Raw genomic sequence first — 23,749 nt, forward strand, 5'->3', positions numbered from 1 at the left:
GAAATCATCATGAAATTAACGCCGATTAAAAGCCTGTGCCTGATGCTAATCAGCACAGCATTTACCGCCCACGCGGCCATTAACCTGGACCGCACGCGCATTGTTTTTCCAGAAAGCGACAAAGCCAGCAGCCTGAAAGTGGACAACCAGAGCAAGGCGCTGCCTTATCTGGCGCTCTCCTGGATTGAAGATGAAAAGGGGCATAAAGAAGATGCGCACTTTATGGCGCTTCCCCCCATTCAACGTATCGAAGCAGGCGCCTCGTCGCAGGTAAGAATTGTTAAACAAGCCGCTACCCGCCAGCTGCCAAAAGACAGGGAATCGCTGTTTTATTTCAACCTGCGTGAAGTACCGCCAAAAAGCACCAGCGCCAGCGAGGAGCGCAGCGTGATGCAGGTTGCCATGCAGAGCCGAATTAAGCTGTTCTGGCGTCCGGAAGCGATTCGCAAAAAATCTGGCGAACTGACTGAAATGCGAATGGAAATTACCGCCAGCGCGAAAGGACTCACGATCCACAACCCTACGCCGTACTACATCACGCTGGCGTGGCTGAGCAAAAATGCCAAAACCATGCTGCCGGGTTTCGACAGTCTGATGATTGCGCCTTTCGCCACGGCAACCGCCTCTACCGGTGATTACCACGGTAGTTATTACAGTATCGGCTATATCGACGATTACGGCGCCCTAAAAAAAGTCGACGTGCAGTGCACCGGAACGGCGCAATGTAAACTTACCGAACGGAAAATCGATAAAGATGCGAAAGCTCGCTAGTTTGCTGGTTACCCTGCTGCTTTCAGCGCTGCCTTTGAAAGACGCGCTGGCGCTTAACTGCTATCTGGGTGGATCTGGCGGCCCCGTCGAGGAGACAAAAACGATCACCCCTTTTGCCATACCCAGCAACGCACAGGTTGGCCAAAAAATATGGGAGTCTGATGACATTAAAATTCCGGTGACGTGTGATAACAACGTCACGAGCAATTTTGAGCTGGAAGATGTCTTTGCATGGGTGAACCCTTATCCTGCCGCAACCGATCCCTATTATGAACTGGGCGTCACCTATGAAGGCATAGATTACGATGCCACGGGCCAGCCCAACGGCGTGGATACCCGCCAGTGCCTGGACAACGATAACATCACCATTTACACCGCGGATCAAATCCGCCAGATGGGTTGGGAGAATCGCATCTGCTCCGGCAATCCGGATGATATCCATATTTCACGCACGTTCGTCGCCCGATTACGACTTTTCGTGCGAATTAAGGCTATGCCGCCACATGGTTATATCAGTTCGCTCAGCGATTACATCGTTGTGCAGTTTGACGGTAAGGGTGGCGTTAATCAGATGGCCGACGCGAAGAACCTCAAGTATCACATCAACGGACTGCAAAACATTACGGTGCTTGATTGTGGAGCGACGTTTAGCATTTTCCCTGAAAATCAGGAGATCGACTTCGGCGCCTTCAGCGCGCGCGACATTGTGAATCAGCAGACGCGTATGCGCACGTTTTCAATACGAACCACCAAAGTGCAGGATGCCCAGTGCTCGGACGGATTTAAGATGGACTCGTCGTTTTACACAACCGAAACGCTTAGCGCAGACGACACCGCAGTACTGATAGGGAATGGGTTAAAGCTGCGTATTCTTAACGGAACGGAGCCTTACACCTTTAACCAGTACAAGGAGTACGCCGATTTTACGGGCGATAAGATGAATGTTGAGCAAAACTACACGGCTGAACTTTCACGGGAGGAAGGGAAAGCGATTCAGTCCGGGCCGTTTGAAACCGTGGTACTGTTCAAAATTAACTACCACTAGAAACAACAAAGCCGGGTTTCCCCGGCTTTTTCACATCAGCATGTTCAGCTGGCTTTGCGCTCGTGCGCGCGGCGGTACTCAACCAGATCTTCAATCGTCACCACTGGCATATTGTGCAGACGCGCAAAGGTGATGCACTCCGGCGCGCGCGCCATGGTGCCATCATCGTTGGTCAGTTCGCACAGCACGCCTGCGGGTTTGAAGCCAGCCAGCGTCACCAGATCGATGGTCGCTTCGGTATGACCACCACGGGTCAGCACGCCGCCCGGCTGCGCGCGCAGCGGGAAGACGTGACCAGGGCGGTGCAGATCGGATGGTTTCGCACCATCAGCAATCGCTGCACGCACGGTAGTCAGGCGGTCAGCCGCCGACACACCGGTGGTTACGCCATGCGCTGCTTCAATGGTCACGGTGAAGCCGGTACCAAAGGCGCTGGTGTTGTTTTCAACCATCATCGGCAGATCAAGCTGCTTGCGACGGTCTTCGGTGATGCACAGGCATACGATGCCGCTACCGTGACGGATGGTCAGCGCCATCTGCTCAACGGTCATGTTCTCGGCGGCAAAAATCATGTCGCCTTCGTTTTCACGGTTTTCATCATCAAGCACCATCACACCGCGGCCTTCGCGCAGTGCATCCAGTGCATGTTCAACACGTTGAGTTGAAGTGCCAAAAGAGGAAAGTAGCGTCTGATTCATGGTAAAAAAACCTCATTAACTTTATGGTTACCAGAATCAGGGCAGTCTTAGGAGCGCCGTACTAGCGGCAAAAAAATAACGTGAGCGGGCCATGCCCGACTGGATCGTTACTCTCTCCCATCCGGACTCTAACCGTCGGCCCCGGAATTACACCGGATCTGCTGACCTTTGAGAATTCACTCAAAGCGCTCGCGGGCTTTCAGCGTTAAGCTGATTTACCGCCGGTGGGGAATTTCGCCCCGCCCTGAGAATAAGCGAGATAACTATAACGCTATTGATTACCCTGGGCAATGCATAAGCTTCAAACAATTTTGTTTAACCCACGGCATGACGCGCTACAATAGGCACTAACACCTTTTCATCAAGGGAAACGACAATGATTGACCCAAAGAAAATTGAGCAGATCGCGCGTCAGGTTCATGAGTCCATGCCGAAAGGTATTCGTGAGTTTGGTGATGACGTTGAGAAGAAAATCCGCCAGACGTTGCAGGCACAGTTGGTTCGCCTTGATTTAGTCAGCCGCGAAGAGTTTGATGTGCAGACTCAGGTGCTGCTGCGCACCCGCGAGAAACTGGCGCTGCTGGAACAGCGTCTGAGCGAGCTGGAGAGCCGCAATGCGCCGGAAGAAGTGAAGCCAGCGCCAGCTATTCCACCGGTGGATGACCAGGCATAAGTGCGGCCTGTTGTGCCCGGTGGCGGCTACGCCTTACCGGGCCTGGATGAACGCGTAGGTCGGGTAAGGCGCAGCCGCCATCCGACATAAAAAAACGGGCCTGTTGGCCCGTTTTTTACTGACTGTCTTTCTGGATCTTCTTAATGATGTTGGTGGTTGAACACCCGTCCTCAAAGTTGAGCACCATCACTTCACCACCATTTGCCCAGACCTCTTCGCTACCTGCGATTTGCTCTGGTTTGTAATCACCGCCCTTCACCAGCAGGTCAGGCAGAATTCCGGCAATCAGGCGCTGCGGGGTGTCTTCTTCAAATGAGACTACCCAGTCCACCGCTTCCAGCGCGCCGAGCACGATCATGCGCTGCTCCAGCGGGTTCACCGGACGCGTTTCACCCTTCAGACGTTTGGTTGAGGCATCGCTGTTGACCGCCACAATCAGGCGATCGCCCAGCTTGCGCGCGTTCGCCAGATACGAGACATGACCCGCATGCAGGATGTCGAACACGCCGTTAGTCATCACTACTTTTTCACCGCGTTTGCGCGCGGCAGCAACGGCCACTTTCAGCTCGTCTTCGGTCATGACGCCAAAGCCGGTATCCGCACGCCCACGCACCGCGTTTTCCAGCTCGATTGGCGAAACGGTGGAGGTCCCGAGTTTACCAACGACCACGCCCGCCGCGGCGTTCGCGAAGTAGCATGCTTCTTCCAGGGAGTTACCCGCCGCCAGCGTCGCCGCCAGCACGCCAATCACCGTATCACCGGCACCGGTCACGTCGTACACTTCCTGCGCCTGGGTTGGCATATGCAGCGGCGCCTTGCCCGGTTGCAGCAGCGTCATGCCCTGCTCGGAACGGGTCACCAGCAGCGCAGACAGCTCGAAATCAGCGATGATTTTCATGCCGCGCTCAACCAGCTCTTCTTCAGTTTTGCACTTGCCCGCCACCGCTTCGAACTCAGAGAGGTTTGGCGTCAGCAGGGTTGCGCCGCGATAGCGCTCGAAATCGGTGCCTTTCGGATCGATCAGCACCGGTACGCTGGCTTTACGCGCCAGCTGGATCATGGTCTGCACGCTCGCCAGCGCGCCTTTGGCATAATCAGACAGCACCAGCGCGCCGATATTACCCAGCGCCTGGCTAATACGCTCGTGTAGCGGCTCAGGATCAACGCCTTCGAATCCTTCTTCGAAATCGAGGCGGATCAGCTGCTGATTACGCGACAGGACGCGAAGCTTGGTGATGGTTGGGTGGGTCGGAACAGAAACGAAGTCGCACTTCACGTTCACGTCCGCCAGCGACTGACTCAGGGCACGCGCCGCATCGTCAATGCCGGTCAGGCCCACCAGACGCGAATGCGCGCCCAGCGAGGCTATGTTCATCGCCACGTTTGCCGCGCCGCCTGGACGCTCTTCAATGGTGTCGACCTTAACTACCGGCACCGGCGCTTCCGGAGAGATACGGCTGGTCGGCCCATACCAGTAGCGATCCAGCATCACATCACCGACAACCATAACTCCAGCACGTTCAAACTCTGGCAGTGTTACTTTCATTCCTGACTCCAGAAAGATTCACAATTTGCGCGCGATAATATCACACTTGTTTTGTTACGCACGGTTCCACCAGCCACTTCTGCCAGCTTGTGGTCACCTGCGCGCGTTCATCGGCGAAACAGTCCAGCGCCACATGGCCCGGCTGTTCCTGTAAGGCCAGATGGTGCAACTCATCACGCAGCGTGGTGTAGGCGCGGGTTAATGCCTGCGCCTCCTGCTCATCCATAATGTCGTTCTGCGCCAGCAGTTCCAGTATGCGCACGTTATCCGACCAGCGGGTCAGCTTCGGCTTGTCGTGCGCGTGCAGTAGCACCAGGTACTGAGTGATAAACTCGATATCGGTAATGCCGCCTTCATCGGCTTTGATATCAAAGCGATCGCGATGTTTGTTGCCAAGGTGCGCGCGCATCTTCTCCCGCATTTCCCGCACTTCGGTTTGCAGCGTACTGCCCTCGCGCGGGGTCGCCATGACCGCCTTGCGGATCGCATCGAACTGCGTTTTGAGCTGCGGATCGCCGTATACCACGCGGGCGCGCACCAGCGCCTGATGCTCCCACGTCCAGGCTTCGTTCTTCTGATAGTCGGCGAAAGCCTCCGTCGAGGTGACCAGCATGCCTGCCGCGCCGGACGGGCGCAGACGCGCATCCACTTCATACAGAATGCCGGATGAGGTGCGGGTGCTGAACAGGTGCATAATGCGCTGGGCCAGACGCAGGTAGAACTGCCGCCCGTCAATCTCACGTTCGCCGTCGGTCATGACGTCTGCCGGACAGTCGTGGAGGAAAATCAGATCCAGATCGGAGCTGTAGCCCAGCTCCCAGCCGCCCAGCTTGCCGTAACCCACCACCGCAAAACCGCGGCCTTCGCGCTCTGCAAGGTGTTTCGGCTGCCCGTAGCGGGCCACCATCTGCACCCACGCCTGATGGACAACCGCGTCGATGATCGCTTCCGCCAGCCAGGTTAAGTGATCGCTCACTTTCATTACCGGCAGGGTACCGGCGATATCTGCCGCCGCCACGCGCAGCATCTGCGCCTGCTTAAACTGACGCAGCGCCTCAAGCTGTTGCTCTTCGTCCTCTTCCGGTACGCGCAGCAGATACTGACGCAGCTCGTCGCGGTAGGCGTCCGTCGCCGTCGGCTGATACAGCGTATTCGGGTCGAGCAGTTCGTCCAGCAGCAGCGGATAACGCGCCAGCTTGTTCGCCACCATCGGCGAGGCGGCGCAGAGAGAAATCAGGTGCTTCAGCGCGCCGGGAAACTCGCTTAACAGTTCAAGGTAAGTGGTACGCGTGACGATCCCGCTCAGCAGCGGCATCATGCGCGACAGCGGCACCGGCGCATCCTCGCGGGAGCAGACATCGCTCAGCAGATGCGGCATCAGATGATCCAGCACCTGACGACCGCGTGGGCCAATGGCGCGTTTGTTCAGTTCGAAGCGGAAATCGGCAATCAGCGCCACCACGCGATGGCGGGCATCGTCGCTTAAGTGCGCCAGCACCGGCGTGGTGTCATCTTCCTGGAGCGCGTCCTGCCACAGCTCGCGCCAGTGCTCGGAGAGCGCATCGTCCTGCGATTCACTTTCGTCGTCGCCGATCAGATCGTTAAAGATGCGGCGCACGCCCGCCATATGCGCTTCCAGCCGTTCCGTCAGCGCCGCCCAGTCATCCACCCGCATCCCCCAGGCCAGACGCGCCCGGTTCAGCTCGTCGCCCGGTAACGTCTGGGTCTGTTCGTCGTTGATACTTTGCAGCAAATTTTCCAGACGACGCAGGAAGAGATAAGAGTCACGCAGCGTTTGCGCATCGCCTTCCGGCAGCAGATGCAGCTGTTCGATAGCGCTCAGGGTCGGCAGCAGCGAGCGGGATTGCAGAGAAGGTTCACGCCCGCCGCGTATTAGCTGGAAGACCTGGACGATAAATTCGATCTCACGAATACCGCCCGCGCCGAGCTTGATGTTGTCTTTCAGGCCACGGCGACGCACCTCGCGGGCAATCATCCCTTTCATATTTCGCAGGGACTGGATCACGCTGAAGTCGATGTAGCGGCGGAACACAAACGGGCGCAGCATGGCGCGCAGCTCGTTGGCCCAGGCATCGTCGCTGTCACCCATGATCCGCGCTTTGACCATCGCGTAACGCTCCCAGTCGCGACCCTGCTCCTGGTAATAATCTTCCAGCGCGGCAAAGCTCAGCACCAGCGGACCGCTGTCGCCAAACGGACGCAAACGCATATCCACGCGGTAGACAAAACCATCCTGGGTGGGCTGATCCAGTGCCTTAATCAGCCGCTGCCCCAGGCGAGTAAAGAACTGGGCGTTGTCCAGCTCGCGACGACCGCCGCGCGTGGAGCCGTTCTCCGGCCAGGCAAAAATCAGGTCGATGTCTGAGGAGAAATTAAGCTCGCAGCCGCCCAGCTTGCCCATCCCCAGAATCAACAGCGGTTGCGGAACCCCGGCTTCGCTGCACGGCGTGCCCCACTCTTTACAGCAGGCGGCGTAGAGCCAGTCCCGCGCGGCGACAATCAACGTCTGCGCCAGCTCGCTCAACTGCTGCAAGGTACTCTCTTCGCTCACCAGCTCCAGCGCCTGCGCCCAGGCAATGCGTACCATCACCCGGCGGCGGAACTGACGCAGTACGCGCATCAGCGTGGCTTCGTCTGCCACCTCTGCCAGCGCGGTTTGCAGCCAGCCAGCATAATGCCGCCACTCGTCAGCCTGCGGCGGCGCGCTTTCCAGCTCTGCCAGCCAGTCCGGGTTGGCGCTGACGCTCTCCTGCACAAAATCACTGAACGTGAGCACGCTTTTCGCCTGCTCGCTTAACGATGACGCGGGTAACGACTCAGGCAGGCGTTCGCAAACGGTCTGCCAGTGCTGCTGTAACTGCGAAGAAAGCGGCATATCAGGGGTTCCTTGCCAGAATTAACGTTTTCCGCTGTGCAGCCAGTACGGATCCTGCGAAATGGCCTCGTTGCGGAAATGCTCGATCTCGATCTGCTGACGGGTCTCGATGGCATGCTTCAGCCCCTGCCAGTTCTCCAGCCAGGCCTGCGCCTTCACGCCCTCATACGCACCTGACAGCAGCAACATGCTGTCGATGTTACGCGCCAGGCGGGGAAGCTGATCGCCATACTGGTCGCCCAGCGGATGCGCAAAGGTGGTTCTCAGCTCGGCCGCGTGACGGGAGAGGTGGATATCCGCAAAACGTTTGAAGTTTTCCGCGATTTTGGTCTGCCCTTTCGCATCGAGGAACGTGCGCCAGCCGCGCGTCACCAGAAACTCGGTCAGCGCCAGTTTCGCGCCGGCGTTTTGCGGGCTGTAGATCGCCGTTTGTGCCGACACGTCGGAAAGCATCAGCGTTTCGGTTTGAGTGAGCAAATCACGTAAGTGAGTGCTGGCTTTACGCGGTACAATGCCGCCAAAGAGCGTCAGGGTATGACGCACCAGCCCCATAGCGGCCAGCACCTGTTTTTTGGCATTTTTCACGTTACGCGCCCACAGCTCCTCGTGGTACTGCCACTGAGAGAGCGCCAGCTCCAGCGCCGCTTCCATGCCCTGCTCAACGGAGGCTTTCGGCACAACGCGCAGAATCGGGGTTTCTCGCAGCACGCGCGGCGCATTCCCGGCGGCCAGGTGATAGCCGCGTGCCGCTTTACTCAGGCTGCCCTGGCGCAGGCCAGGCTGGTTCACCAGCTTGTGCGCCAGCTTCAGCACGTCGCTCGCCTCGCCTTCCAGCAGTTCGAGTTCCAATTCGCAGATCGGCTCCTGCTCTTCACCCGCCTTAATTTCACCCCGATCGAACGCGATCTCAATGCGGCTCTTGCCTTCCGTCACGAGCCATTTTTCGCGCCAGAAATCGGTGCTGAACAGCGGTTGCGCCTCTGCCGACAGCGTTGCGGGCAGCGTCCCTTCCGGCCACACTTCCGCCGGAAAACGATCCAGCTCAAGTTCTGGCTTACTGATGTCGATATTGTATTCCGGACGCTGGTGCAAACCGCCCACCACGCGACCGGCGATTTTCATCGTCATCTCGTAGCGCCCGTTCGCACCCCGGATGCGCAGGCCCATATCGTGGTTGCGCAGCCAGTTGTCCGGCGTTTCGTAATAGATGTTGAGCAGCTGTACGGGTTCATGGTGCTCGCCGGACAGCGTATTCAGATGCTGGCGGAGCGCGTCAGCGCTGTCTTTTTCGACGATAAACTTTAATTCGATCTCTTGTGCCATAGCCTTGTACTTTTGCGTGCGTCACAGACGCGTCGATGAAGGCGAACTTCCTCGCCATTTGTTTGTCAGTACATAGTATTTTGCGCCAAATTGCCACGCAATGAGCAATTTGACGGGCGTAAAAGTTTAAAGCGGTGGAAATCATGACACAGATGATTCCGATTGATGATGAATCCTTTGCGTAGCGACACTGATACCACTACTATCGTTCCACTTTTTATGAAAATAACGACTGATATGCTTAAATTACGCCTGATTGGACTTACTTTACTCGCTTTTAGCGCCGCAACCGCGGTCCACGCTGAAGAGAAACGTTACGTTTCTGATGAACTGAATACCTGGGTACGCAGCGGCCCTGGAGACAATTATCGCCTCGTGGGTACGGTAAATGCCGGCGAGGAAGTGACTCTGCTGCAAACCAATGCAGACACCAATTACGGTCAGGTTCGTGACAGCTCTGGCCGCACCTCATGGATCCCGCTGAAAGAGCTGAGCACGGTGCCAAGCCTGCGCACCCGCGTGCCGGATCTGGAAAATCAGGTGAAAACCCTGACCGATAAGCTGAACAACATTGACGGCACCTGGAACCAGCGCACCGCAGAGATGCAGCAGAAAGTGGCGCAAAGCGACAGCGTGATCGCCGGTCTGAAAGACGAAAATCAGAAGCTGAAAAATGAGCTGATCGTCGCGCAGAAGAAAGTGAACGCCGCGAATCTACAGCTGGATGACAAACAACGCACCATCATCATGCAGTGGTTTATGTATGGCGGCGGAGTGCTGGGCGTCGGTCTGGTGCTGGGTCTGGTGCTTCCTCACCTTATCCCAAGCCGTAAACGTAAAGACCGCTGGATGAACTAACTCGTCTTCTCTGCCACACTTACGTATCATCTTGCGAAAAGAGAAAACGGGAGTGTTGGCGTGAAGAGTTATCTGGTCGGTGGTGCGGTACGTGATGCGTTATTAGGTCTGCCGGTCAAAGATAAAGACTGGGTCGTGGTCGGTGCCACGCCCGAAGCGATGATTGACGCGGGCTACCAGCAGGTAGGCCGCGATTTTCCTGTGTTCCTCCATCCGAAAAGCCGGGAAGAGTACGCCCTGGCGCGTACCGAACGGAAATCCGGTTCCGGTTATACCGGCTTCACCTGCTATGCCGCGCCGGATGTGACGCTGGAGCAGGACTTACTGCGCCGCGATCTCACCATTAATGCCCTGGCGCAGGACGAAAACGGCCATATTATCGACGTCTACGGCGGCCAGAACGATCTGCGTGACCGTCTTTTACGCCATATCTCCCCCGCCTTTTCTGAAGATCCGCTTCGCGTACTGCGCGTGGCGCGTTTTGCCGCCCGTTATGCCCATCTCAGCTTCCGCATCGCCGACGAGACGATGGCGCTGATGACGGCCATGACCGACGCGGGCGAGCTGGAACATCTGACGCCAGAACGCGTCTGGAAAGAGACCGAAAACGCCCTGACTACCCGCAATCCACAGGTCTTTTTCCAGGTTCTGCGCGACTGCGGGGCGCTGAAAGTGCTGTTCCCGGAAATAGACGCGCTGTTTGGCGTGCCCGCCCCGGCGAAATGGCACCCGGAAATTGATACCGGCATTCACACCCTGATGACGCTGAGCATGGCCGCCATGCTCAGCCCGGAGGTGGACGTGCGCTTTTCTACCCTCTGCCATGACCTCGGCAAAGGGTTAACGCCAAAGGAGTTGTGGCCACGCCACCACGGGCACGGTCCGGCTGGCGTGAAGCTGGTTGAAGGGCTTTGCCAGCGCCTGCGCGTGCCGAATGACATTCGCGATCTGGCAAAACTGGTGGCCGAGTTTCACGACCTGATCCACACCTTCCCAATCCTGAAACCCGCCACCATCGTCAGGCTGTTTGATAACATCGACGCCTGGCGCAAACCGCAGCGCGTGGAGCAAATTGCGCTGACCAGCGAAGCCGACGTGCGCGGCCGCACCGGGTTTGAAGCGTCCGATTATCCGCAGGGTCGTTTGCTGCGTGAGGCGTGGGACGTGGCGAAAGCGGTGCCAACGAAAGAGGTGGTGGAGGCAGGGTTTAAAGGCCCGGCGATCCGCGAAGAGCTGACGAAGCGGCGGATTGATGCGGTTGCAGCGTGGAAGGAAAAACGTTGCCCTCAGCCGAAAGACTGAGGGCGGTCGGTCATCAGAAGAAGACCACGTACACGGCAGCCGCGACGATAAAGCGGTAGATCGCGAACGGAATAAACGAAATACGCTTAATCAGTTGCAGGAAGGTTTTGATGGCGATCAACGCCACAATAAAGGCGGTGATAAAGCCCACGGCGAACATCGGAATGTCGCCCACGGTCAGGAAGCCGATGCTTTTGTAGAGATCCAGCGCGGTGGCGCCCATCATCATCGGCACCGCCAGCAGGAACGAGAACTCAGACGCCGCGTAACGGCTCACGCCCATCAGCATCCCGCCGGAAATGGTTGCCCCTGAACGGGAGAAGCCCGGCCACAGCGCCAGACACTGGAAGCAGCCAATCATAAACGCCTGGCGATACGTCATATCGTCCAGACCTTCCGCACGCGGGGTTTTTGGCTTCAGCACTTCGGCGGCAATCAGCAGGAAGCCGCCGACAACCAGCGCGTACATCACGTTAATCGGGTTGAAGAGCGATTTAATGGTGTCGTGGAACACCAGCCCCAGCACCACCGCCGGGATCATCCCGAGCAGAATATGAATCAGCGTCAGGCGCCCTTTGCCCTCTCCTTCACGCTGCGGCAAACGCCCGAAGTGGATACCGATCAGACCAAACAGACGTCGCCAGAACATCACGACCACCGCCAGGATAGAGCCCAGCTGGATCACCACCTCAAACGTCTTTGCGGTATCGCCTTCAAAGCCCAGGAGATGGCCAACGATAATCATATGGCCCGTACTGGACACCGGCAAAAACTCCGTCAATCCTTCGACCACACCCAGTATTGCCGCCACCAGCAGCGAGTGCATATCGCTCATCTATAAACCCCTAAAAAGATATAAAAAAACGGTGTCCCACGCGGACAACCGTGAAAGATACAGCTTTAAGACCGATATAACCTAAAATGGTTTAGCTATTATGACGTTAAATCTTTCCTTTCAGATTTGTGCCACGCTCGATAATCACGCCCACATTGGCGGCGCGCGCCACCGCTCCCGGCTTGCTTAGCTTAATGCGCACCCATGGGGAGTTAAATTTGCTCAGCAGCAGGTCTGCTACCTCTTCCGCCACGCGTTCTACCAGCGCAAAACGTTGCCCTTCCACATGGGCGATGACCGTTTCACTGATGTCGGCGTAGCTCAGACAGTCATTCACATCATCGCTTTTTGCTGAATTGCGGTTGTCCCAGCCCATTTCGATATCGAACACCAGTTTCTGCTCGATGGTCTGTTCCCAGTCGTAAACACCAATTGTGGTGATTACCGAAAGTTGCTCTATAAATACAATATCCATCACGACCTGCCTGCTTTTTGGCTAAACCGGATACCACTTCCGGCGAATTATGCGTATTATCCACAGATGCTGAGAATACAGATACATTTTCAAAACGGAACAGCGTTATGAGTGCAATCGCGCCTGGAATGATTATCCTCGCCTACCTTTGCGGCTCAATCTCCAGCGCCATTCTGGTCTGCCGCATCGCCGGGTTGCCTGACCCGCGTGAAAGTGGTTCCGGGAATCCGGGGGCGACCAATGTACTACGAATTGGCGGCAAGGGAGCAGCCGTAGCGGTTTTGATTTTTGATGTTCTGAAAGGAATGCTTCCCGTCTGGGGCGCGTATGCGCTCGGCGTCACACCCTTCTGGCTGGGGCTGATTGCCATCGCCGCCTGCGTCGGCCACATCTGGCCCGTTTTCTTTGGTTTTAAAGGCGGTAAAGGCGTTGCCACCGCGTTTGGCGCGATTGCGCCGATCGGCTGGGATCTCACCGGCGTGATGGCGGGCACCTGGCTGCTGACCATCCTGCTGAGCGGTTATTCGTCGCTGGGCGCCATCGTCAGCGCACTGATCGCCCCGTTTTATGTCTGGTGGTTTAAACCGCAGTTTACCTTCCCGGTGTCGATGCTCTCGTGTCTGATCCTGTTGCGCCACCACGACAACATTCAGCGCCTGTGGCGGCGTAAGGAAACCAAGATCTGGACGAAGCTCAGGCGTAAAAAGAAAGACGCTCAGTAAACCGTTCGTTATGCCTTATAACCAAATGTGATTTTTGTCACCTTCTGCCTGTGGTAACTGTTAGAGACACAACACAACCACACAAAAAGAAAATGGCAGAAATCACAGATTCAACTCCCCTTCCAACGGCAGGAAATACCCCGGATGGCGACATCAAGTGGGTGCGTAGCGCATCGGACGTTTCACGTCTCGTTAATGACGGCTCTCAGGGCCGGGCCAATGCCCGCATCGTGGTCGGTATCGCGCTCGGGGGAATTTTCCTCGATGCCTACGATCTCGGCGCGCTGGCATTCGGCATCAAAGACATCACCCGCGAATTTAACCTGACGCCCGCCGGTACCGGCATGGTGGCCTCGGCGATTACCTTTGGTGCGATTGTCGGGGCGCTGCTCGGCGGCTATCTTACGGATAAAATCGGGCGCTACCGCGTCTTTATGGCCGACATGGTGTTCTTTGTCGTTGCCGCTATCGCCTGTGCGCTGGCCCCGAACGAATATGTGCTGGCGGGCGCGCGCTTTGTGATGGGTCTTGGCGTTGGGATCGACCTTCCCGTCGCGATGGCGTTTCTCAGCGAGTTCGCCAGGCTGAAAGGCCCGGGGAATAAAGCCTCCAGCGTCGCAATGTGGTGCCCCACCTGGTACGCGGCCATCAGCATCTCTTATCTTCTGGTGCTCTTCTTTTACGCCGTGCTGCCGGAAAGCCATAGCGACTGGCTCTGGCGTCTGATCCTTGGCTTTGGCGCGGTGCCCGCGCTGGTGATTATCGCCATCCGCAGCCGCTATATGAGCGAATCCCCAGTCTGGGCGGCGAATCAGGGCAATCTGAAGGAGGCGGCGTCCATCCTGCGGCAGTCTTACAATATTAATGCCCACGTACCGCAGGATGCGCTCGACCAGCCCGCGCCTGTCGTGAACAAGGCAAAATGGTCGAACTACCTGAACCTGTTCCGCGGTATCTATCTGCGGCGTACCACGCTCGCCACGCTGCTGTCAGTGGTCTCCTCGTTCGCCTATAACGCCGTGGCCTTTGGCCTGCCGGTGATCATCTCCAGCTTCTTTGTGCAGTCGATGCTGACGACCATTCTGATCTCGCTGGCGCTTAACCTGCTGTTCGCATTTGTCGGCGGGCTGCTGGCGGTGCGCTATGTTCCGCGCTTCGGCGCATGGCGGATGTCACTGGCGGGTTATGCGTGCCAGCTTGCGGCACTGCTCGGCCTGGCGCTGATTGGCCGCCCTGACGGGGCTACGGAAGGCGTGGTCGCCGTCGCGATGCTGGCGCTGTTCCTGTTTGGTCAGGGTTTTGGTCCAGGTGCGCACACCATGACGTTTGCCTCCCTGAGCTACCCGACCTCGCTGCGCGGCGTGGGCGTGGGGCTTAACCAGACGCTGATGCGCAGCAGTTCAACGCTGTCACTGTTTTTGTTCCCGCTGCTGGTCGCCTCGCTGGATACCGCCGTGTTCTGGGTGATTGCGCTGGCGCCGTTTATCGGTCTGGCGTCGCTGCTGGCGATCCGCTGGGAGCCGTCGGGGTATGATGTGGATGCAGAGGATTATCGCTAGCCTTTCTTGCCGGGTGGCGCTGCGCTTACCCGGCCTACATTACTGAAACCGGCTCACATGAGCCGGTTTTTTTATCCATAAGCGACTCATATGACAGCCTTCATTTCCGCCAGGGCATACTGAAACGTACCCCGATAGTGTGGAAATGGAAGCACCATGTTAGCAACTCAGGTCACTGATAATTCATACAAAGGCTGGCAGGCCTCGCTTGCCCTCCAGTTTTGTCATACCCCTGAGAAAACCCTCCTCCATTCCGCGCGTCACAGCGGGCCGCTCACCGTTCAGCGTCCGTTTTATCCCGAAGGGGAAACCTGCCACCTTTACCTGCTGCACCCGCCAGGCGGAATTGTGGGCGGAGATACGCTGGATATTTCCGTGCGGCTCGACGCCAAAAGCCATGCCCTCATTACCATGCCCGGCGCCAGCAAGTTCTATCGCAGCAGCGGCCCGCTGGCCTGCCTCAGTCAGCATTTTTACCTCGACGAAGAGGCCACGCTGGAGTGGCTGCCGCAGGACACCATTATTTTCCCCGGCGCTAACGCCGCGCTGCGTTCCGTCTTTCACCTGCACGCCACCAGCACGCTGCTGGCGTGGGAACTGTACTGTCTGGGCCGTCCGGTGATAAACGAAACCTTCAGCCACGGCACGCTGGAGAACCGCCTTGAGGTGTGGGTGGATGGCGAGCCGCGTCTGATTGAGCGACTGCATCTCAGCGGTGGCGATCTGACGCCCGTCGCGGACCATCCGTGGGTCGGCACGCTGCTGTTCTATCCGGCCCGGGAAGCACTTCTCGACGCGGTGCGTGCGCTTCTCGCCCCGCTGGAAAACTTTGGCGGGGCGACGCTCACCGACGATCTGCTGTCGGTGCGTTTTCTCTCCCACAACAACCTGATTTGTCAGCGGGTGATGCGCGATATATGGCAGTCGCTTCGCCCGCTTTTAACTTCCAAAACCGCCTGTTCGCCGCGCATCTGGCAAACATAAGAGAAACGCTATGGAACTGACTCCCAGAGAAAAAGACAAGCTGTTGCTGTTCACCGCCGCGCTGGTTGCCGAACGCCGCCTCGCGCGCGGGGTAAAGCTCAACTACCCGGAATCGGTCGCGCTGATCAGCGCCTTTATTATGGAAGGCGCGCGCGATGGCGAAACCGTCGCCTCGCTGATGGAATCCGGCCGCCACGTCCTGACGCGCGATCAGGTGATGGAAGGCGTGCCGGAGATGATCCCGGATATCCAGGTGGAAGCCACCTTTCCGGACGGATCCAAGCTCGTCACCGTCCACAACCCGATCGTGTAAGGAGCGCGTGATGATCCCAGGTGAATACCGGATCCAGTCCGGCCACACTGCTCTCAACGTCGGGCGCGAAACCCGAAGTGTGATAGTGGAAAACCACGGCGACAGGCCGATCCAGGTCGGATCGCACTACCACTTTTACGAGGTCAACCCGGCGCTGAAGTTCGATCGCGAAGCCACCCGAGGTTACCGGCTGAACATCCCGGCCGGCACTGCCGTGCGCTTCGAGCCCGGCCAGAAGCGGGAAGTGACGCTGGTGCAGGTGACGGGCGCACAGCGCATTTTCGGCTTTCGCGGCGAGGTCATGGGCGAGGTGAAACATGGCTGAGATTTCACGCCAGGCGTATGCCGATATGTTCGGCCCCACTACCGGGGATAAAGTGCGGCTGGCCGACAGCGAGCTGTGGATCGAAGTGGAAGACGATCTCACGATCTACGGCGAAGAGGTTAAATTCGGCGGCGGAAAAGTGATCCGCGACGGCATGGGACAGGGGCAGATGACCGCCGACGACTGCGTGGATCTGGTGCTCACCAACGCGCTGATCGTCGATCACTGGGGGATCGTGAAAGCGGATATCGGCGTAAAAGATGGGCGGATCTTCGCCGTCGGCAAAGCCGGAAACCCGGACATCCAGCCCGGCGTGACGATCCCGATTGGCGCGGCAACGGAAGTGATCGCCGCCGAAGGGAGGATTGTCACCGCCGGCGGGATCGACACCCACATCCACTGGATCTGTCCGCAGCAGGCGGAAGAGGCGCTGGTGTCTGGCGTCACCACCATGATCGGCGGCGGCACCGGGCCTGCGGCAGGCACAAACGCCACCACCTGCACACCGGGGCCGTGGTATATCGCCCGCATGTTGCAGGCAGCCGATACGCTACCGGTGAATATTGGCCTGCTGGGTAAAGGGAACGGCTCCAACCCGGACGCGCTGCGCGAGCAGATCGCCGCAGGTGCCATCGGGCTTAAGATCCACGAAGACTGGGGCGCGACGCCTGCGGCCATCAACTGTTCGCTGGAGGTCGCTGAAGAGATGGATATTCAGGTGGCGCTGCACAGCGACACGCTGAACGAGTCCGGTTTTGTCGAAGACACGCTGGCCGCCATCGCCGGGCGCACCATCCACACCTTCCACACCGAAGGGGCGGGCGGCGGCCATGCGCCGGATATCATCACCGCCTGCGCGCACCCGAATATTCTGCCCTCCTCCACCAACCCGACGCTGCCCTACACGGTCAACACCATCGACGAGCACCTGGACATGCTGATGGTTTGCCATCACCTCGACCCGGATATCGCCGAGGACGTGGCGTTTGCCGAATCCCGCATTCGCCGGGAGACCATCGCCGCCGAAGACGTGCTGCACGATATCGGCGCGTTCTCGCTCACCTCGTCAGATTCACAGGCAATGGGCCGCGTGGGGGAAGTGATCATCCGTACCTGGCAGGTCGCGCACCGCATGAAGGTCCAGCGCGGCGCACTGCCGGAAGAGACCGGCGATAACGATAACTTCCGCGTGAAGCGCTACATCGCCAAATACACCATCAACCCGGCGCTGACCCACGGCATCGCCCATGAGGTCGGTTCTATTGAGGCGGGCAAGCTGGCGGATCTGGTGGTCTGGTCCCCCGCCTTCTTTGGCGTCAAACCCGCCACCATCGTCAAAGGCGGGATGATCGCCTGCGCGCCGATGGGCGACATCAACGCCTCGATCCCCACGCCGCAGCCGGTACATTACCGCCCGATGTTTGGTGCCCTTGGTGCCGCACGCCACGCCACGCGGCTGACGTTTGTCTCTCAGGCTGCTGATGCCAGCGGCATTCCGCAACGGCTCGGACTGCAAAGCGCCACCGCGGTGGTGAGAGGCTGCCGGTCGGTGAAAAAGGCCGACATGATCCACAACGATTTACAGCCGAATATCACCGTTGACGCGCAAACCTATGAGGTACGCGTCGACGGCGAATTGATCACCAGCGAACCGGCAGAGGTTTTGCCGATGGCGCAACGCTATTTTCTGTTTTGAGGAGTCATGATGATCTATTTAACCCAACGCCTGGACCATGCGCATCCGATTACCGCCAGCGTCACGCTACCGATTGATGTGCGGGTAAAAAGCCGCGCCCGCGTGGCGCTGAACGACGGCCGCGAAGCCGGGCTAATGCTGCCGCGCGGCCTGCTGCTGCGCGGGGGCGACCTGCTGACTACCGACGATGGCAGCGAGGTGATCGAAGTGATCGCCGCCCCGGAGTCGGTTTCCGTGGTGCGCTGCGCCGACCCGTTCCTGCTCGCCCGCGCCTGTTATCACCTGGGCAATCGTCACGTACCGCTGCAAATAATGCCTGGCGAACTGCGCTACCACCACGACCACGTCCTCGACGATATGCTGCGTCAGTTCGGGCTGGAGGTGACCTTCGCCAGCCTGCCGTTTGAACCGGAAGCGGGCGCATACACCAGCGATGCCCACAGCCATAGCCACTCTCACGCTCATTCACATTAAGGACTCATCATGCGCAAGTACTTACCGCTGTTACTGCTGGCTTTTTCCGTTCCCGCGCTCGCCCATCCCGGCCACGGGACCGACAGCTTTCAGGCAGGATTTCTCCATCCGCTGACCGGGCTGGATCACCTGCTGATGCTGACGGGGGCTGGCGTGCTCTCCGCCCTGAGCGGCCGCAAGCTGCTGTTGCCGTTAGCGACGCTCGGCATGATGCTTGCTGGCGCCGTTGCGGGCAGCCTGCTCGGCGGCTTTAGCGGCATGGAGATGCTGATTATCGTCTCGCTGGCGGTCTGCGGCGTGATGATGTTTAAGACTGAAAATCGCCTGCTGCTGGCGGTGCCAGCCCTGGCGATGTTCCACGGCTGGGCGCACGGCGTGGAGATGTCCGGCCACAGCTTCTGGCTCTTTACAAGCGGGTTTATGTTAGCCAGCGCCACGGTGCTGTGCGCCAGCTTCGCGGCAGGGCTGCTGCTGCGCCGTCACGACGGCCTGCGTAAAACCTTCGGCGGCGGGCTGATCGTCTCCGCCCTGCTGGCGCTGATGAGCTGATGGAGCACGCCCGCCAGCGGCTGCGCCTGATGCAGCTCTCCAGCAGTAGCCTGCCGGTCGGATCGTTTACCTGGTCGCAGGGGCTGGAGTGGGCCGTTGAGGCCGGGTGGGTCACGGACGCTGAGGCCTTCAGGCGCTGGCAGATCCAGCAGATGGAGCAGAGCTTTTTCTGCGTCGACCTGCCGCTGTTTATCCGCCTGTATCGTGCCTGCGAGAAGCAGGACGTCGCGACAGCAAAACGCTGGACGGCATACCTGCTCGCCTGTCGGGAAACGCGCGAGCTGCGCGATGAAGAACGCAACCGTGGGGCGGCCTTTACGCGCCTGATTAAAAGCTGGGAACCCGCCTGCCCGCCAGAATGGCTGCCGCTGTTGATGCGAAGCCAGCTCGGCGGCATGGCGTGGCTCGGCGTGCGCTGGGGCATTAGCGCGCGCGAGCTGGCGCTGAGCCTGGGCTACAGCTGGATAGAGAGCGCGGTGATGGCGGGCGTCAAGCTGGTGCCGTTTGGGCAGCAAGCCGCACAACAGCTGATTATCGACCTGAGCGACCATTTTGCCGCCGGGTTTGAACAGGCATTTTTACGTGGCGACGACGCGCTGGGGGCCGCTACGCCGCTGTCGGCCATCGCCTCCGCGCGCCATGAAACCCAATATTCACGACTATTCCGTTCCTGAGGAGTCAACATGGCTGATTACAAACATCCCCTGCGCGTGGGCGTGGGCGGCCCGGTAGGGTCGGGCAAAACCGCCCTGCTGGAAGCGCTCTGCAAGGCGATGCGCGACACCTATCACCTGGCGGTGGTGACCAACGATATCTACACCAAAGAGGATCAGCGCATCCTGACCGAGGCGGGTGCGCTGGAGCCAGAGCGCATCGTGGGCGTGGAAACGGGCGGCTGCCCGCATACCGCCATCCGCGAAGATGCCTCAATGAACCTGGCGGCGGTGGAAGCGTTGAGCGAGAAGTTCGGCAATCTGGATCTGATCTTCGTGGAAAGCGGCGGGGATAACCTGAGCGCGACCTTCAGCCCGGAGCTGGCGGACCTCACCATCTACGTCATCGACGTGGCCGAAGGGGAAAAAATCCCGCGCAAGGGCGGGCCGGGGATCACCAAATCCGATTTTCTGGTGATCAACAAAACCGACCTCGCGCCGTACGTCGGTGCGTCGCTGGAGGTAATGGAGCGCGACACTAATCGCATGCGCGGCGAGCGTCCGTGGACGTTTACCAACCTGAAAGCGGGTGACGGGCTGGCGACGATCATTGCGTTTCTGGAAGAGAAAGGAATGTTGCGGGTGTAGAGCCATGATCCCCTCTCCCTGTGGGAGAGGGTTAGGGTGAGGGTTACGCCTCCGGCAGTTCCGCCAGCGGCCAGCGCGGACGCACAGACACGCTCAGGTCAGCCGTTGCGCCGGCGTTCAGACGCACCATCCCGGCGTAGGCGATCATCGCCCCGTTATCGGTACAGAACTCCGGACGCGCATAGAACACTTCCCCGCGACGCTTTTGCATCATCTCAGCAAGCTTCGCGCGCAGCGTGCGGTTAGCGCTGACGCCACCGGCCATCACCAGGCGCTTAAAGCCGGTCTGATCCAGCGCGCGCTTGCACTTGATCATCAGCGTATCCACCACCGCGTCTTCGAACGCACGGGCGATATCGGCACGGGTCTGCTCACTGTCGTCATTATTGCGGATAGTATTGGCCGCGAAAGTTTTCAGGCCAGAGAAACTAAAGTCCAGCCCCGGACGGTCGGTCATCGGCCGCGGGAAGACAAAGCGCCCTTCCGTTCCCTGCGACGCCATTTTCGACAGCATCGGGCCACCCGGGTAATCCAGCCCCAGCAGCTTGGCGGTTTTATCGAAGGCTTCACCGGCAGCATCGTCGATCGACTCGCCCAGCAGCGCGTACTTGCCAATGCCCGTTACGCTAATCAGCTGGGTATGCCCACCGGAAACCAGCAGCGCCACAAACGGGAACTCTGGCGGATTGTCTTCCAGCATCGGCGCCAGAAGGTGCCCTTCCATATGGTGAACCGGAATGGCCGGAACATCCCACGCGAAGGCCAGCGAACGCCCTACCGTTGCGCCGACCAGCAGCGCGCCGACCAGGCCCGGCCCTGCGGTATAGGCCACGGCATCAATATCTTTTGCACTCAACCCGGCCTCTTTAAGCGCCGCCTGAATCAGGGGAACCGTTTTACGCACGTGGTCACGAGAGGCCAGTTCAGGCACGACGCCGCCGTAGTCAGCGTGCAATTTCACCTGACTATACAGCTGGTTGGCCAGAAGCCCTTTTTTGTCGTCGTAAATCGCGATGCCGGTTTCATCGCAGGATGTTTCAATACCCAGTACACGCATGACTTGTTTTACCTCGTTTCAATACCGCGCAGTGTAGAGCCTGGGCGGATTGTTGTAAAACTTTGTTCGCCCCAGGAAGAAGCCTCGTGTATACTCCTCACCCTTATTAAAGTCCCTTTCAAAATCGCATCGGTGCTTTACAAAGCAGCAGCATTTGCAGTAAAATTCCGCACCATTTTGAAATAAGCTGGCGTTGATGCCAGCGGCAAACCGAATTTATTAAAGGTGAGAGTTACATGCCGGTAATTAAAGTACGTGAAAACGAGCCGTTCGACGTAGCACTGCGTCGCTTCAAACGTTCATGCGAGAAAGCAGGTGTTCTGGCTGAAGTTCGTCGTCGTGAGTTTTATGAAAAACCAACGACCGAACGTAAGCGCGCTAAAGCTTCCGCTGTGAAACGTCACGCGAAGAAACTGGCTCGCGAAAACGCACGCCGTACTCGTCTGTACTAATCTGTTGAGGGCCACAGCCCTCAATTGACAGACAGAGTTGTAGTCGTAAGGCCGTGCTTCCGGAAGGAATGCGCGGCTTGTTTTCGTTTATAAGTCGCTTAAATTTTTGGGGCATATGGCCGGAAGAATCCCACGCGTTTTCATCAATGACCTGCTTGCCAGAACCGACATCGTCGATCTCATCGACGCGCGGGTGAAGCTAAAAAAGCAGGGCAAGAACTACCATGCGTGCTGTCCGTTCCATAACGAAAAAACCCCCTCTTTCACCGTAAACGGTGAAAAACAGTTCTACCATTGCTTCGGCTGTGGCGCACACGGTAATGCCGTCGATTTTTTGATGAACTACGACAAGCTCGAGTTCGTTGAAACCGTCGAAGAGCTGGCGGCGATGCATAACCTTGAAGTGCCGTATGAAGCAGGCAGTGGGCCAAGTCAGATCGAGCGCCATCAGCGGCAAACGCTGTACCAACTGATGGATGGCCTGAATTCGTTTTACCAACAGTCTCTTAAGCACTCTGCGGCTGAGCCTGCGCGTCAGTATCTGAACAAGCGCGGACTGAGTGACGATGTGATTGCGCGTTTCGCTATTGGTTACGCCCCGCCCGGCTGGGACAACGTGTTAAAGCGTTTTGGCGGCAATAGCGAAGATCGTAAATCCCTCATCGACGCAGGCATGCTGGTCACCAACGACCAGGGACGAAGCTACGACCGCTTCCGTGAACGGGTGATGTTCCCGATCCGCGACAAGCGTGGCCGGGTGATAGGTTTTGGTGGTCGCGTGCTGGGTGATGCCCTGCCGAAATACCTTAACTCCCCGGAAACCGATATTTTCCATAAGGGCCGCCAGCTTTACGGCCTTTATGAGGCACAGCAGGATAATGCGGAACCTCCGCGTCTTCTGGTCGTCGAAGGCTATATGGATGTTGTTGCGCTGGCGCAGTACGACATTAACTATGCCGTTGCGTCGCTGGGAACGTCCACCACGGCGGACCATATCCAGCTGCTGTTCCGCGTCACCAACAACGTGATTTGCTGTTACGACGGTGACCGCGCAGGACGCGACGCCGCCTGGCGAGCGCTGGAAACCGCGTTGCCGTATATGACCGACGGGCGTCAGCTACGCTTTATGTTCCTGCCCGACGGTGAAGACCCGGATACGCTGGTGCGTAAAGAGGGCAAAGCGGCGTTTGAAGCGCGGATGGAGCAGGCTCAGCCGCTCTCCACGTTTCTGTTTAACAGCCTGATGCCGCAGGTTGATTTGAGTACCCCTGACGGGCGCGCGCAGCTCAGCACGCTGGCGCTGCCGTTAATCAGCCAGGTGCCCGGCGAAACGCTGCGCATCTATCTGCGTCAGGAGTTAGGCAACAAGCTCGGCATTCTGGATGACAGCCAGCTTGAACGTTTAATGCCGAAACAGGCTGAAAACGGTACGGTTCGCCCCGCGCCTCAGCTAAAACGCACAACCATGCGTATACTGATAGGGTTGCTGGTGCAAAACCCCGAACTTGCTCCGCAAGTGCCGTCGCTGGCGGGTTTGAACCACGAAAAATTGCCCGGGCTTGGCTTATTTTCAGAATTGGTCAACACTTGTTTGTCTCAGCCAGGTCTGACCACCGGACAACTTTTAGAGCATTATCGCGGCACAAAAGAGGCCGCAACCCTTGAAAAACTGTCGATGTGGGACGATATAGCAGATAAGGATATCGCAGAAAAAACGTTCACCGACTCACTCAACCATATGTTTGATTCGATGCTTGAGTTGCGCCAGGAAGAGTTGATAGCTCGCGAGCGCACCCATGGACTGAGCAGCGAAGAACGCCGGGAACTCTGGATGATTAACCAGGAACTGGCGAAGAAATAAGTCAAAGACAAAAGTATTTAACGGCTTAAGTGCC

Annotated in this window: 24 protein-coding genes and 1 riboswitch; of the genes, 17 read left to right on the forward strand and 7 right to left on the reverse strand. The window is 58.2% G+C overall.

Annotated features, from left to right (window positions below; translation table 11 throughout):
- Nucleotides 1-9: 9 nt before the first annotated feature.
- Nucleotides 10-771, forward strand: a complete 762-nt coding sequence (locus tag LOC22_RS07335) for a molecular chaperone (protein WP_063946005.1) — start codon at nucleotides 10-12, stop codon at nucleotides 769-771.
- Nucleotides 755-1,816, forward strand: a complete 1,062-nt coding sequence (locus LOC22_RS07340; RefSeq protein WP_230239463.1) for a fimbrial protein — start codon at nucleotides 755-757, stop codon at nucleotides 1,814-1,816. The genes LOC22_RS07335 and LOC22_RS07340 overlap by 17 nt, the downstream gene beginning before the upstream one ends.
- Nucleotides 1,817-1,860: 44 nt before the next feature.
- On the opposite strand, the gene ribB is transcribed toward LOC22_RS07340, so the two are convergent.
- A complete protein-coding gene (gene ribB, locus LOC22_RS07345) occupies nucleotides 1,861-2,514 on the reverse strand; it encodes a 3,4-dihydroxy-2-butanone-4-phosphate synthase (protein WP_015571897.1) in 654 nt (217 codons plus the stop codon).
- 105 nt (nucleotides 2,515-2,619) lie between these two features.
- Nucleotides 2,620-2,770: riboswitch (FMN riboswitch) on the reverse strand.
- Nucleotides 2,771-2,890: 120 nt separating this feature from the next.
- Between ribB and ubiK the strand changes: the two genes are divergently transcribed.
- Nucleotides 2,891-3,187, forward strand: coding sequence for a ubiquinone biosynthesis accessory factor UbiK (gene ubiK, locus LOC22_RS07350; RefSeq protein ID WP_000566823.1), 297 nt, complete (start codon nucleotides 2,891-2,893; stop codon nucleotides 3,185-3,187).
- A 115-nt stretch (nucleotides 3,188-3,302) separates the two neighbouring features.
- Here the strand turns inward: ubiK and hldE are convergent, their stop codons facing one another.
- The 3 genes from hldE to LOC22_RS07365 are packed head-to-tail and all read right to left on the reverse strand — an operon-like array spanning nucleotide 3,303 to nucleotide 8,952.
- Entirely contained in the window at nucleotides 3,303-4,733 is a 1,431-nt protein-coding gene (hldE, locus tag LOC22_RS07355; RefSeq protein ID WP_015571898.1) for a bifunctional D-glycero-beta-D-manno-heptose-7-phosphate kinase/D-glycero-beta-D-manno-heptose 1-phosphate adenylyltransferase HldE, read from the reverse strand.
- Nucleotides 4,734-4,773: 40 nt separating this feature from the next.
- A complete protein-coding gene (gene glnE, locus LOC22_RS07360) occupies nucleotides 4,774-7,629 on the reverse strand; it encodes a bifunctional [glutamate--ammonia ligase]-adenylyl-L-tyrosine phosphorylase/[glutamate--ammonia-ligase] adenylyltransferase (RefSeq protein WP_086524055.1) in 2,856 nt (951 codons plus the stop codon).
- A gap of 21 nt (nucleotides 7,630-7,650) precedes the next feature.
- Entirely contained in the window at nucleotides 7,651-8,952 is a 1,302-nt protein-coding gene (locus LOC22_RS07365) for an inorganic triphosphatase (RefSeq protein WP_017384034.1), read from the reverse strand.
- Nucleotides 8,953-9,189: 237 nt separating this feature from the next.
- Between LOC22_RS07365 and LOC22_RS07370 the strand changes: the two genes are divergently transcribed.
- A complete protein-coding gene (locus LOC22_RS07370; RefSeq protein WP_001303390.1) occupies nucleotides 9,190-9,810 on the forward strand; it encodes a TIGR04211 family SH3 domain-containing protein in 621 nt (206 codons plus the stop codon).
- Between the two features lie 60 nt (nucleotides 9,811-9,870).
- Nucleotides 9,871-11,112 (forward strand): multifunctional CCA addition/repair protein, encoded by a 1,242-nt coding sequence (locus LOC22_RS07375; protein WP_023304444.1) that lies wholly within the window; start codon nucleotides 9,871-9,873, stop codon nucleotides 11,110-11,112.
- A 13-nt stretch (nucleotides 11,113-11,125) separates the two neighbouring features.
- Here LOC22_RS07375 and bacA read toward each other — a convergent pair whose 3' ends face one another.
- Both bacA and folB read right to left on the reverse strand, forming a co-directional pair.
- Nucleotides 11,126-11,947 (reverse strand): undecaprenyl-diphosphate phosphatase, encoded by an 822-nt coding sequence (gene bacA / locus LOC22_RS07380; RefSeq protein WP_003862545.1) that lies wholly within the window; start codon nucleotides 11,945-11,947, stop codon nucleotides 11,126-11,128.
- 106 nt (nucleotides 11,948-12,053) lie between these two features.
- Complete coding sequence (gene folB, locus LOC22_RS07385) at nucleotides 12,054-12,422, reverse strand: bifunctional dihydroneopterin aldolase/7,8-dihydroneopterin epimerase (RefSeq protein ID WP_230239464.1); 369 nt, start codon at nucleotides 12,420-12,422, stop codon at nucleotides 12,054-12,056.
- A 107-nt stretch (nucleotides 12,423-12,529) separates the two neighbouring features.
- On the opposite strand from folB, the gene plsY reads away from it, so the two are divergent.
- The 10 genes from plsY (at nucleotide 12,530) to ureG (ending at nucleotide 20,345) form a co-directional block, all read left to right on the forward strand.
- Nucleotides 12,530-13,144 (forward strand): glycerol-3-phosphate 1-O-acyltransferase PlsY, encoded by a 615-nt coding sequence (plsY, locus tag LOC22_RS07390; RefSeq protein ID WP_017384031.1) that lies wholly within the window; start codon nucleotides 12,530-12,532, stop codon nucleotides 13,142-13,144.
- Between the two features lie 92 nt (nucleotides 13,145-13,236).
- Nucleotides 13,237-14,703 carry an MFS transporter gene (locus LOC22_RS07395; RefSeq protein WP_040118127.1) on the forward strand — a complete coding sequence of 489 codons (1,467 nt, stop codon included), beginning with the start codon at nucleotides 13,237-13,239 and terminating at the stop codon, nucleotides 14,701-14,703.
- A 156-nt stretch (nucleotides 14,704-14,859) separates the two neighbouring features.
- Nucleotides 14,860-15,687 carry an urease accessory protein UreD gene (locus tag LOC22_RS07400; protein ID WP_230239465.1) on the forward strand — a complete coding sequence of 276 codons (828 nt, stop codon included), beginning with the start codon at nucleotides 14,860-14,862 and terminating at the stop codon, nucleotides 15,685-15,687.
- Nucleotides 15,688-15,697: 10 nt separating this feature from the next.
- A complete protein-coding gene (locus tag LOC22_RS07405) occupies nucleotides 15,698-16,000 on the forward strand; it encodes an urease subunit gamma (RefSeq protein WP_063133902.1) in 303 nt (100 codons plus the stop codon).
- 10 nt (nucleotides 16,001-16,010) lie between these two features.
- On the forward strand, nucleotides 16,011-16,325 hold the full coding sequence (locus tag LOC22_RS07410; RefSeq protein ID WP_230239466.1) for an urease subunit beta: 315 nt from the start codon (nucleotides 16,011-16,013) through the stop codon (nucleotides 16,323-16,325).
- Nucleotides 16,318-18,021, forward strand: a complete 1,704-nt coding sequence (ureC, locus tag LOC22_RS07415) for an urease subunit alpha (RefSeq protein WP_230239467.1) — start codon at nucleotides 16,318-16,320, stop codon at nucleotides 18,019-18,021. The genes LOC22_RS07410 and ureC overlap by 8 nt, the downstream gene beginning before the upstream one ends.
- A gap of 9 nt (nucleotides 18,022-18,030) precedes the next feature.
- Nucleotides 18,031-18,495: an urease accessory protein UreE gene (gene ureE, locus LOC22_RS07420; protein WP_017384028.1), complete on the forward strand. Its 465-nt coding sequence runs from the start codon at nucleotides 18,031-18,033 to the stop codon at nucleotides 18,493-18,495.
- 9 nt (nucleotides 18,496-18,504) lie between these two features.
- Nucleotides 18,505-19,044 (forward strand): HupE/UreJ family protein, encoded by a 540-nt coding sequence (locus LOC22_RS07425; RefSeq protein ID WP_230239468.1) that lies wholly within the window; start codon nucleotides 18,505-18,507, stop codon nucleotides 19,042-19,044.
- A complete protein-coding gene (locus tag LOC22_RS07430; protein WP_017692647.1) occupies nucleotides 19,044-19,718 on the forward strand; it encodes an urease accessory protein UreF in 675 nt (224 codons plus the stop codon). Before LOC22_RS07425 ends, LOC22_RS07430 begins: the two co-directional genes overlap by 1 nt.
- 9 nt (nucleotides 19,719-19,727) lie before the next feature.
- Nucleotides 19,728-20,345, forward strand: a complete 618-nt coding sequence (ureG, locus tag LOC22_RS07435) for an urease accessory protein UreG (protein ID WP_014071813.1) — start codon at nucleotides 19,728-19,730, stop codon at nucleotides 20,343-20,345.
- A 43-nt stretch (nucleotides 20,346-20,388) separates the two neighbouring features.
- Here the strand turns inward: ureG and tsaD are convergent, their stop codons facing one another.
- Nucleotides 20,389-21,402 carry a tRNA (adenosine(37)-N6)-threonylcarbamoyltransferase complex transferase subunit TsaD gene (gene tsaD / locus LOC22_RS07440; RefSeq protein WP_230239469.1) on the reverse strand — a complete coding sequence of 338 codons (1,014 nt, stop codon included), beginning with the start codon at nucleotides 21,400-21,402 and terminating at the stop codon, nucleotides 20,389-20,391.
- A 236-nt stretch (nucleotides 21,403-21,638) separates the two neighbouring features.
- Here tsaD and rpsU point away from each other — a divergent pair, with 236 nt between their 5' ends.
- Complete coding sequence (rpsU, locus tag LOC22_RS07445) at nucleotides 21,639-21,854, forward strand: 30S ribosomal protein S21 (protein ID WP_001144069.1); 216 nt, start codon at nucleotides 21,639-21,641, stop codon at nucleotides 21,852-21,854.
- 115 nt (nucleotides 21,855-21,969) lie between these two features.
- Nucleotides 21,970-23,715, forward strand: a complete 1,746-nt coding sequence (gene dnaG, locus LOC22_RS07450) for a DNA primase (protein ID WP_003862574.1) — start codon at nucleotides 21,970-21,972, stop codon at nucleotides 23,713-23,715.
- The last annotated feature ends 34 nt before the right edge of the window (nucleotides 23,716-23,749 follow it).

Source organism: Enterobacter sp. AN-K1 (assembly GCF_020971765.1).
Lineage (GTDB): Bacteria > Pseudomonadota > Gammaproteobacteria > Enterobacterales > Enterobacteriaceae > Enterobacter > Enterobacter hormaechei_C.